We start from the raw sequence: 9,569 nt of genomic DNA, 5'->3' as shown, positions 1-9,569 counted from the left end.
CTTTGGTGGCCGGCTCTCCATGCGGATTCCTGCTCCTCGTAGACCCCGGCTATGTCATATCCCCGTTGAGAAGCCCAGTCCCTCAACACCGGGAGTTGGTTCTCGGTATGTTGCGTGGGATCACTGACCCTTAAATAGAGTGCTACTCTGGCCATCGCTTTACCTTTTGTGCCTACCAAGTGTCAAACAGACTATCACCACCGCTATCTCCTGCCCTTTAGGACGTCATCAACCGTCAGACCGTTCCGCCCGAGGACCTTGTTGATGTACGGTCTGCTGCAACCTAACGCCCGAGCCGCCCCTGTGACGGTGCCCACAGCCACGAAATCTAACACCAACAGCGGGTCCGTCGCCTTCTCCCCTTCACTAACCAGCACGTCGGTATTGGGATGAGCCTCACGGAGTTGGCCTGCCCCGTAGAGCGGCAGGTCCTCAGTGTGCAGTCCACCCAACCCCAGCTTACTATCGCTCTCCCAGACAACACGTTTCTTTTCTCCGGGCTTCTCCAAGCGTACGTGGCTAGCTGACCCTGAGTCCCAACGTCGGGTCTCCTGCCAGCCGTCGGGCCGGAATCCATTAGCCGTAAGCCCTAGCAGCCGCGCCAGATGCCAATAGTTCCCCGACTCACCGCATACGCGGCATATCCAGACTGCTTTGCCCGGGTTGTAGTCGGCGCTGGGATGGTCGTCATCGTGCCCAGGACTAGGGCAGCGGAAGCGGATCTCGGTCCCTCGCTGCTTGCCCCCGCGAGCCATCACTTCGGCTTCAACCCGCGAACGAAGACCTTCAACCATAGCACTACCCCTCAATGCTGCTACTGGCCAGCAAAGCGGAATCATCAGTCTCCAGTAACTTCGTCAGCATGTGCTTAGATACCACCATTCTTTTCCTGCCAAGCCGGATTAAGCCGGGCAATTCCCCGCGCCTAGCGATATCGTATGCAAGGTTACGGCTTATCCCCAGTCGCCTCGCAGCCTCAGGGATTGTAAGCGTCAGTTTCTCGTTGCTCTCCATCATAATCACCTCTCTTGGTCGTTCTAGAACAGGTTTCGGCGATATCTTGTCCTATTTGGTGCTTCTAGATACTTGACTATCCCGTTCACTACCATTATAATAGTAGCATGCCGCACAATACTAGACCATGTGAGCATATCGTGCCTATATATATCAGAAGTAGTGCGCATGCTAGTATGCGTAGTATAGCGCATAAGACGCACATGGTACGAATAGTCAAACTCTGGAGGTAGGCAGTGGGTAAGGCGATTCTACCAGAGTATCGAGGCCTGATTGAGAGAATCTGGACGGATGCCAGGAGCAAAGGGAGGGACCTCTCGGCGCAACAGGTGTTAATCCAATCCCAAGCGAGATGCCGTGAATCGGGAAGACTGAGCCCTTCTCGGTTGCCGCGGATGCGGAAGACCCAGATGATTCTGAAGGACCTGCGTCTGAAGCACGAGGGTTTGCCACCGGAGATAGCGGAGATGAGTAGGCCATGGACGCTTGCAGCATCTGTCAATGCTGGCTATGGGATACCGCTAGAGGCGACAGCGGCGATAATGAGGACATGGAAACGGCGGCTTACCCTCTTAGAGCCTCTATCAATCAGGGAAGCGCGGTGGGTAGCGAGGCTGTATTCAATAGTACCTGACGATGATGAAATCCTGCTAATGCACTTGGCCGGGCTCTATGCATTGTGGGAATACATGTGCCAGAGCTCCGGGCCAGAGTTCGATAGTTCCCTATTTGATGCCGCCTTGGTCATGTGTCCCTGGGAATTCATGACCGCAATACACGTAGGTACTGTGAAACCAATGGAGATTGGATACATGCCATTGGACGAACTGGTTCAGCTCAGTTGGGAAACAACGCGTAACTTACCTGAAGAAGTGAACGGAGTCTATGACCAATGGATCTGGTATCTCAGGCAGGGTCCGAAACGGACGGATATCACCCAGGCAGAGTGGGAGGAGATCGAAGTATCCCTGAGGCTGTGGGTGCTGTATCACCCTTGGGTCGAGGCTCCTGTGTGGCTGTCAGAGTCTGGCATTCGCGAGGGATTCTCGCCCGAAACACTGATGGAAGACCCACTGTTCAGACCTTCAAAGTTGCTGAAGATAGTTGGGTACTAGTCTACGATATGGACACATGTCAGTACTGACGAAGGAGGAGAATCAATATGAGAGGTTACTTACGCCAAAAGAGTAAAGGCTCATGGCAGATTACTATAGATACTGGCACCAGCCCGGACGGTGAGCGCCGCAGACACTTCGAGACGGTGCATAGCAGCCGGAAATCCGATGCACAGAAGCGGTTGACCGAGTTGCTGACCAGCCTGGACAAGGGCGTCTATACTCCACCTGGGAAACTCACTCTGGCAACTCACATTCAGAACTGGCTAACCGGATATGTGAAGACTAACTGCTCACCCCGGACTTATGACGGCTATCAGAGCATAGCAGAACGCCACATAATACCGGCCCTGGGCCAGTACCAGCTTAAGCACCTTCACCCTCAGATAATACAAGCCTACTACGGCAAGGCTGTCGAAAAGCTATCACCCCGGACGGTAGCAAAGCACCATAGGCTGTTAAGCCAAGCCCTGAAGTATGCTGTCCGTCAAGGTTATCTAGGCCGCAATCCCTGCGAGTTTGCGGACCCGCCGTCCTGGAAGGGTAAGGCTATGCGGACACTAACACCCTTTGAAGTCCAAGTTTTTCTTGACGTGGCAAGGGATAGCTATTACTACCCGGTGTATTATACCGCCGTGAGCACGGGACTTAGACAAGCTGAGTTGCTGGGCTTAAGGTGGCGAGATGTAGACCTTGACCTTCTCTCAATATCGGTTAACCGGGTGCTATACAAGCGTCGGGGGGTATGCGAGGTTAAGGAACCTAACAGGATGATGAAAAAGGGGAGTACAGAGGGGCGAAGCCCCTTTGTCAGGGGTGTCTGGGCGTCATTCTTACAGAATGACGTTAGCAGAATCCGAAACCAGATTCTGCCGGTGTCCCCCAGATACAATCTTTCCCCCCTTCCTGGCCAGGAAGGGGGTCAGGGGGTTGGTCGAAAGAGTTTTTCAGCACCCTGCTAAGACCGCTCACAGCCGCCGCCGTGTCGCCATGACGCCAAAGCTGGCCTTGTTCCTGAGGGAATATCGAATCGAGCGGGAAGCTATATTCCGTGAACTGGGAGAAGAGCTTGCTTTGGACAGCCTTATTTTTAACGGTGTAGAAGGCAAGCCGTTAGACCCCTCCATGCTAAGCCATGACTTTACCAGGATAGCCAGACAGGCGGGACTGGAGAATGTCCGCTTCCATGACCTGAGACATACCTTTGCCAGCCTGATGCTACTACGTGGGGCGAAGCCAAAGGTTATCAGCGAAGCCTTAGGCCATGCCTCTGTAGCCTTTACAATGGATGTGTACTCTCATATAATCGAGGGGATGCAAAGTGAGGCTATGGCGCTGCTCGACGGAGTGCTCCCGGAAGGGGGCAATAATAAATCCGTCGCCAAATTGTCGCCAATTCTGGCCTTGCAGCGATAGATAACTGTCGATTTAGTCTCACGCCGGGGTGGCGGAACGGCATACGCAGCGGACTTAAAATCCGCCGGAGAAATCCTTGTGGGTTCGAATCCCACCCCCGGCACTTTCTTTTCCCCTTTTTGTAATGCTGTCTCTCTGTAGTTGCTATTCTAACTATTTACTTGACAGCTCTGCGTTTTCGGTTTACCATACATAGATATTCTAGGTATCAGGTGGGAGGATAGTATGCGTTTGTGTTCAATCGTAGTCTCATTGGTAGGAGTTGTAGCCCTTGTCTTCGGCATAATATTCATTACCCAGGCCGGTTCTTCAGCGCAAGAAGTTGCTGACTCGATACAGCCCGTTACACTAGCGGAACTGGACGGCACGTACGAAACGGTCAAGGCTAAGCAAATGGCTATCAGGGCTGCCGAGGAACCACAAATCCAGGCTGGAACAGCAGCGCCCAGCAACACCTATAATTATCTTACAATACAGAGGACCGCACTGGGACTGGCCAGGACAAATGTTGGGCTAGCCGGATTCGTAAGGACTAGCGGAATACTGGATATACTTGTGGGAATAGGCCTGGTTCTGGCTGGTGTGGGACTATTCAAGCACAGCCAGAGCGTTTTATAGAACCGTAACGGGCTGATATGCCCTGTACTTATAACGTAATGCCTGTCATTGACATCTGTCAGCAAAGTGTGCGGACAGTTTGAGGGGTACGGTGCCTGTGAGATTTAAAGATGGCCTGAAGTTGTGTCTGGTTATTGTGAACCAGGGCTTTTGGCTCAGGTCTCTAGATTCAGTAGCCAGTTACCCCTTCACCACTTGACCTGGCACACCGCTTACCTTACAATGCCTTGCTAAACCAGGTATTATCGGTGAGAGGCGACATGGCCTGGGTAATTATTCTCCTCGGATATGTCCTCGGCTCCATCCCCACGGCTTATATCGTGGGACGCCTCCTTGCCGGTGTGGACATCAGGCGGATGGGGGACGGCAATGTCGGTGCCCGCAACGCTTACCACGAGCTGGGACCGAAGGCCGGTATCGGCGTCTTCTTCCTTGACGCCACCAAGGGTGCGCTACCCGTCCTGATTGCCCGGTCATTCGGCCTGCCCGATGTCTTCGCTCTGGTCGCCGGGGCTGCCGTCGTAATCGGGCACAACTGGCCGGTCTTCCTTGGCTTCAGGGGAGGCAGGGGAGAGTCGACCACCATCGGAGTGCTGATGGCCCTGCTAACCCAGCCAATGCTGATTCTCGCCGGGCCGGTCCTGGCAACCCTGTTTCTGAAGAAGAATACCATCATCACCAGCTGTGTTCTATTCATTCCATTGCCGATGGTATGCTGGTGGCTGGGTGTTTCCGGAATGCTGGTGGCCTACAGCGTGGCGCTGCCGTGCCTGGTGGGCGTCACCCACTACCTGAGGACGAGGCAAGTCTCCACCGCCAGGGCGGCCTAGCCCTTCCTCTCCACCACTGTCCGCACTGCCCGCTCGATGTCTGCGGCGGTCAGTCCGTACTTCCGGAGAAGCTCCGCAGGGGGGCCGGACTCGGCATAGGTGTCCTTGATGGCGACAAACTCGACCGGTACCGGATGCTGCCGGGCGAGTACCCGGGCTACGGTACTCCCCAGGCCGCCGTGCTCCAGGTGCTCTTCGGCAGTGACTATTGCTCCCGTATCTCCGGCTGCCCGGACTATGGCGGCTTCGTCAACCGGTTTCAGGGTTGACATGTTGAGCACCCGGCAGTCGATTCCTGCCTGTTGCAGGTTCTCGGCAGCCTCCAGGGCGGTGGCTACCATGGTACCGATGGCGATTATGGTTGCCCGGGTGCCCTCTCTCATGACCGTCGCCTTGCCCAGCTCAAACCGGTAGTCTTCGTTATGGACCAGTGGCAGGCCGGGGCGGCACAGCCTGATGTAGAAGGGACCTTCGGTGGCAGCAGCCATCCTGATTACCCAGGCGGTCTCTATGGCATCGGCGGGGACAACCACGGTAAGACCGGGCAGGGCACAGGCCAGGGCCAGGTCTTCGATAGCCTGGTGGGAGGTACCATCCTCACCGACAGTGATACCGCTGTGAGTGGTGACCAGCTTCACATTCAGCCGTGGTTGGGCAATAGACATTCGGACCTGGTCAAAACACCGTCCCGGAATAAAAACGGCGAAGGTACTGGCGAACGGTATCTTACCGGAGGCCGCCAGCCCGGCGGCGATGCTCACCATGTTCTGTTCCGCGATACCGCAGTCGAAAATCCGGGTGGGAAACTCGCTGGCGAAGAAATGGGTCATGGTTGAGCGGGACAGGTCCGCATCCAGCACCACGACATCAGGGTTCTGCCTGCCAAGCTCGACCAGCGTCTTACCATATGCCTCTCTCACGGACACGGACGGCGCCATGACTATTCCAACTCCCTAAGTGCTATCTCAACCTGTTCCGGCGTGGGCGCTTTCCCGTGGAAGTCCGCGTTGTTCTCCATGTAACTGACGCCCTTGCCCTTGGTGGTACGGGCAATGATGACGGTTGGTTGTCCTTTAACCATTCTTGCCTGGTCAAAGGCCTCCTCAAGCCGGGTGAAATCATGGCCATCCGCCTCGATGACGTGCCAGCCGAAAGAAGACCACTTACTGTTGAATGGTTCCAGGCCCATGACATCGCATGTCCAGCCGTCAATCTGCAATTCGTTTCTATCGACAATTGCCACAAGGTTATCCAGCTTGAAATGGGCTGCCGCCATGGCTGCTTCCCAGACCTGTCCTTCATCACATTCGCCGTCGCCGAGCAGGACATAGACCTGGTACGATTTCGAGTCGAGTCGCCCGGCCAGGGCAACACCGGTGGCAAAGGACAACCCCTGTCCCAGAGAGCCGGCGGTCATCTCGACACCGGGGAGGAGTGTGCGGTCGGGGTGGCCCTGCAGGCGGCTGTCCAGTTTCCTCAGGGTGGATAGCTCTTCCACAGGGAAGTAGCCGCATTCCGCCAGGGTAGCATAGAGCAAGGGGGCAGCGTGACCTTTACTCAGGATGAAGCGGTCACGGTCCGGCCATTGCGGGTCACGGGGATTGTGCCGGAGCACCCGGAAATAGAGCGTGCTGACAATCTCCACGGCTGACAGCGAACCACCGGGGTGGCCGCTGCTGACCCTGCCTATCATGGTAACAATGTGGCGGCGCAGCTTCCTGGCTATCGCCTGCATTTCCGCCAGCGAAGGGGCCTTTATCTCGCCAGGCTGTTGCGTCATTGGCTTCTGCTCATCCACTGTATCACCCATTACTGCACTGGAAAGGAGCTCTCCCGCAAAGTACGTCACGCACGGATAAAAGAACCCTTTATCTATACTACTGGAGTCCGCACCGTTCCGGTCCGGCACCAACCGAGTGCCGGATGACCTCTCAACCCACTAGCGACCATGAAGGTAATTGCTGTACTGCACCAGGTGGGCCAGTGTCTTGGCGGCCCTTTCCGGAGTAGGGTACATTACGATGCCGTTTTCCTGGAGCTTCTTGGAGATTGGCGAATCGCTTACTCTTTCCGGCCCTCTGCCGAAGATTAGCACCGGTTTCTGGTACCGGTCCATGTACTCGATGAGCCTGTCCAGGTCCTTCATCTCATCATCCTGGTACTCCTGCATTATCCGCTCCGCCCTTTCTATGAAAGACGGAGAATCATCGGCCTGCTGTATGCTCGCCATCATGCTGCGTGACATCATGGACATCATTCCGATGCCGCCGATTACCAGTAGCGCGTCCAGATTCTCGTCCTCCAGCAGCGGCCAGATGCAGGGGTAGGTAACATTTCCTGTAGCGACCGTGTCAACCGGATTGGCGTGCGGCCACCGGTCCGGCAGGACCTTGTTCAGCTTCTCGATGGTGTACGGAGAAAGCTGCGCAACGTCCAGTCCCAGTTTGGAGCAGGCGTCAGATGTGACGCATCCGAAGCCGCCACCGCCGGTCAGGATGCCCACCCGGTTTCCCCTGGGTAGTGGTTGCCGGAGTACGGCCGAGGCCACATCGAAAAGCTCATCCACCTCGTCCACCCTGATAACGCCGCTCTGCTTGAACATGGCATCGTATATCTCGTCGGTGCCGGCGATGGCACTGGTGTGCGACCGTGCCGCCTTCGCCCCCGCCGGTGTCTTGCCCACCTTGACCACCACCATCGGCTTACGCTTGGTTATCTCCGAGGCCAGCCTGAAGAACTCCCTGCCCTTTCTCAGGCCCTCGATATAGCCGGTGATGACTTTGGTATCGTTGTCGTTGGCCAGGTATTCAAGGAAATCCTCGAAATGAAGGTCGGCCTCATTGCCAACACTGACGAACTTGCTGAACCCGGCGCCTGCCTGTATGCCGGACATCAGGATGTGCATCGCGAACCCACCGCTCTGCGAGATGACGCCAACTCCCCCCTTGGGGACGGGGAGCGGCATACGCAGGGTGGAGAAACCGTTGGAGGTGTTGAAGTGCCCCATGCAGTTCGGGCCGACGAGTCGCATACCAATCTGATGCGCGCTTTCTACTATCTCGCGCTCCAGCATCACTCCCTCGTCGCCGGTCTCCCCCAACCCGGCGGTGATTATCAGCCCCGCCTTAACGCCCATTGCAACACAGTCCCGTATGACTTCAGGGACATCCGGGTAGGGAATTACAATCGCCACGAAGTCCACCGGTTCAGGCAGGTCACGGATGGTCGGGTAGGCCTTGACGCCCTGCACCTCAGCAGAGGTCTTATTAATCGGGTAAGCCCTTTTAACCGATGGCGACTTGAGGACGCGGCTGAAGATGCCGGCCCCCCATTTATCCAGGGCGTTGGATGCGCCGACCACGGCAACTGTCTCGGGGTCAAACATCAGTCCAATGCGGTCAATATCGGCAACCATTCAGTATCACCTCACTGCATACGTCATTATAGCATTATTCGAACCCGGCGTGACAAATTGTTTCACCGGTAAGTTCTGCCCCTGAGGCCGACAGACGGCAGTGTATGCAATTGACAACAAAGGCGGACTGTGCTATCTTAGCTACCATGAAGCGGAAAAATCTCACACTCACACTTAGCATCGATAGTCCGTGACCGGTGGGCAGGTTTGTCTGCACAATGGCCGTCCCACTGGGGCGGCTTTTTTCGTGAGTGCCGGACACGCAGGTTGCTGTTAGCGATTCTCTTTCAGACAGGAAGGACAGATGGTAGCGAAGTACATTCCGAATGAAGTAGAAAAGAAGTGGCAGGACAAATGGGCCGAGACCGGACTGTACCGGGTCACCGAGGACAGCCCCAGGCCCAAGTACTACGCCCTGACCATGTTTCCCTATACCTCGGGCGACCTCCATATCGGGCACTGGTATAACAATGTTCCCCCTGATGTCCAGGCCAGGTTCAAGAGGATGCAGGGCTACAACGTCCTCCACCCGATGGGATTTGACGCCTTTGGTCTCAATGCCGAGAATGCCGCCATCAGCCGGGGCATTCACCCCTATACCTGGACAATGCAGAACATAGACAGCATGCGCCGACAACTCAAGAGCATCGGTGCCATCTATGACTGGGACCGCGAGGTAATCACCTGCCAGCCGGACTACTACCGGTGGACCCAGTGGTTTTTCCTCAAGCTGTACGAACATGACCTGGCCTACCGTCAGAAGGCCCCGGTGAACTTGTGCCCGAGTTGCCAGACGGTGCTGGCCAACGAGCAGGTAATCGATGGCCGCTGCGAGCGCTGTGGCGCGGTAGTTAGCAGGGTAGACCGTGAGCAGTGGTTCTTCCGCATTACCAGGTACGCCGACGAACTGATGCAGCACGAAGGAATAGACTGGCCGGAGCGAATACAGACAATGCAGCGGAACTGGGTCGGCAGGAGCGCCGGTACCGAGATTTCCTTTGCCCTCGACCACCCCGGCGTGGAAGAAAAAGAGCTGGGGGTTTTCACCACCCGACCGGATACTATCTTCGGCGTGACCTTCATGGTACTCGCTCCGGAGCACCCGCTCGTGCCCAGGCTCACCACACCGGAGAAGAAGGCCGAGGTTGAGGACTACGTGGC

The 9,569-nt window shown here is 56.2% G+C and carries 11 protein-coding genes and 1 tRNA gene; 7 read left to right on the top strand and 5 right to left on the bottom strand.

Features of this window, described 5'->3' with window-relative positions; genetic code table 11:
- Positions 1-203: 203 nt before the first annotated feature.
- Complete coding sequence (locus tag VMW13_10200; protein HUV45184.1) at positions 204-794, bottom strand: hypothetical protein; 591 nt, start codon at positions 792-794, stop codon at positions 204-206.
- Between the two features lie 4 nt (positions 795-798).
- On the bottom strand, positions 799-1,017 hold the full coding sequence (locus VMW13_10195; protein ID HUV45183.1) for a helix-turn-helix domain-containing protein: 219 nt from the start codon (positions 1,015-1,017) through the stop codon (positions 799-801).
- A 407-nt stretch (positions 1,018-1,424) separates the two neighbouring features.
- Between VMW13_10195 and VMW13_10190 the strand changes: the two genes are divergently transcribed.
- From VMW13_10190 to VMW13_10165, 6 genes are all read left to right on the top strand, one after another.
- Positions 1,425-2,129 carry a hypothetical protein gene (locus VMW13_10190; GenBank protein ID HUV45182.1) on the top strand — a complete coding sequence of 235 codons (705 nt, stop codon included), beginning with the start codon at positions 1,425-1,427 and terminating at the stop codon, positions 2,127-2,129.
- 47 nt (positions 2,130-2,176) lie between these two features.
- Positions 2,177-3,091: a hypothetical protein gene (locus VMW13_10185; GenBank protein ID HUV45181.1), complete on the top strand. Its 915-nt coding sequence runs from the start codon at positions 2,177-2,179 to the stop codon at positions 3,089-3,091.
- Positions 3,060-3,545, top strand: a complete 486-nt coding sequence (locus VMW13_10180) for a tyrosine-type recombinase/integrase (protein ID HUV45180.1) — start codon at positions 3,060-3,062, stop codon at positions 3,543-3,545. The genes VMW13_10185 and VMW13_10180 overlap by 32 nt, the downstream gene beginning before the upstream one ends.
- Positions 3,546-3,567: 22 nt before the next feature.
- Positions 3,568-3,648, top strand: a tRNA-Leu gene (locus VMW13_10175).
- Between the two features lie 122 nt (positions 3,649-3,770).
- Positions 3,771-4,163 carry a hypothetical protein gene (locus VMW13_10170; GenBank protein HUV45179.1) on the top strand — a complete coding sequence of 131 codons (393 nt, stop codon included), beginning with the start codon at positions 3,771-3,773 and terminating at the stop codon, positions 4,161-4,163.
- Positions 4,164-4,423: 260 nt separating this feature from the next.
- On the top strand, positions 4,424-4,993 hold the full coding sequence (locus tag VMW13_10165) for a glycerol-3-phosphate acyltransferase (protein HUV45178.1): 570 nt from the start codon (positions 4,424-4,426) through the stop codon (positions 4,991-4,993).
- On the opposite strand, the gene VMW13_10160 is transcribed toward VMW13_10165, so the two are convergent.
- The 3 genes from VMW13_10160 to VMW13_10150 form a co-directional block, all read right to left on the bottom strand.
- Complete coding sequence (locus VMW13_10160; GenBank protein HUV45177.1) at positions 4,990-5,931, bottom strand: transketolase family protein; 942 nt, start codon at positions 5,929-5,931, stop codon at positions 4,990-4,992. The two genes, VMW13_10165 and VMW13_10160, sit on opposite strands and share 4 nt — an antisense overlap.
- Before the next feature lie 2 nt (positions 5,932-5,933).
- Positions 5,934-6,773 (bottom strand): transketolase, encoded by an 840-nt coding sequence (locus tag VMW13_10155; GenBank protein HUV45176.1) that lies wholly within the window; start codon positions 6,771-6,773, stop codon positions 5,934-5,936.
- A 159-nt stretch (positions 6,774-6,932) separates the two neighbouring features.
- Positions 6,933-8,408 (bottom strand): CoA-binding protein, encoded by a 1,476-nt coding sequence (locus VMW13_10150; protein ID HUV45175.1) that lies wholly within the window; start codon positions 8,406-8,408, stop codon positions 6,933-6,935.
- A gap of 304 nt (positions 8,409-8,712) precedes the next feature.
- Between VMW13_10150 and VMW13_10145 the strand changes: the two genes are divergently transcribed.
- The coding region (locus VMW13_10145) for a class I tRNA ligase family protein (protein ID HUV45174.1) at positions 8,713-9,569 on the top strand (857 nt) is incomplete at its 3' end.

The sequence above is a fragment of the Dehalococcoidales bacterium genome, from assembly GCA_035529395.1.
Classification (GTDB): domain Bacteria; phylum Chloroflexota; class Dehalococcoidia; order Dehalococcoidales; family Fen-1064; genus DUES01.
Note: the sequence above shows the minus strand (reverse complement) of the source record. Positions and strands in the feature narration are given on the sequence as shown.

Coding starts and splice junctions, on each gene's coding strand:
- VMW13_10200 (HUV45184.1), bottom strand. CDS start 794: ATGGTTGAAGGTCTTCGTTCGCGGGTTGAAGCCGAAGTGATGGCTCGC.
- VMW13_10160 (HUV45177.1), bottom strand. CDS start 5,931: ATGGCGCCGTCCGTGTCCGTGAGAGAGGCATATGGTAAGACGCTGGTC.
- VMW13_10185 (HUV45181.1), top strand. CDS start 2,177: ATGAGAGGTTACTTACGCCAAAAGAGTAAAGGCTCATGGCAGATTACT.
- VMW13_10165 (HUV45178.1), top strand. CDS start 4,424: ATGGCCTGGGTAATTATTCTCCTCGGATATGTCCTCGGCTCCATCCCC.
- VMW13_10190 (HUV45182.1), top strand. CDS start 1,425: ATGATTCTGAAGGACCTGCGTCTGAAGCACGAGGGTTTGCCACCGGAG.
- VMW13_10150 (HUV45175.1), bottom strand. CDS start 8,408: ATGGTTGCCGATATTGACCGCATTGGACTGATGTTTGACCCCGAGACA.
- VMW13_10195 (HUV45183.1), bottom strand. CDS start 1,017: ATGATGGAGAGCAACGAGAAACTGACGCTTACAATCCCTGAGGCTGCG.
- VMW13_10170 (HUV45179.1), top strand. CDS start 3,771: ATGCGTTTGTGTTCAATCGTAGTCTCATTGGTAGGAGTTGTAGCCCTT.
- VMW13_10155 (HUV45176.1), bottom strand. CDS start 6,773: ATGACGCAACAGCCTGGCGAGATAAAGGCCCCTTCGCTGGCGGAAATG.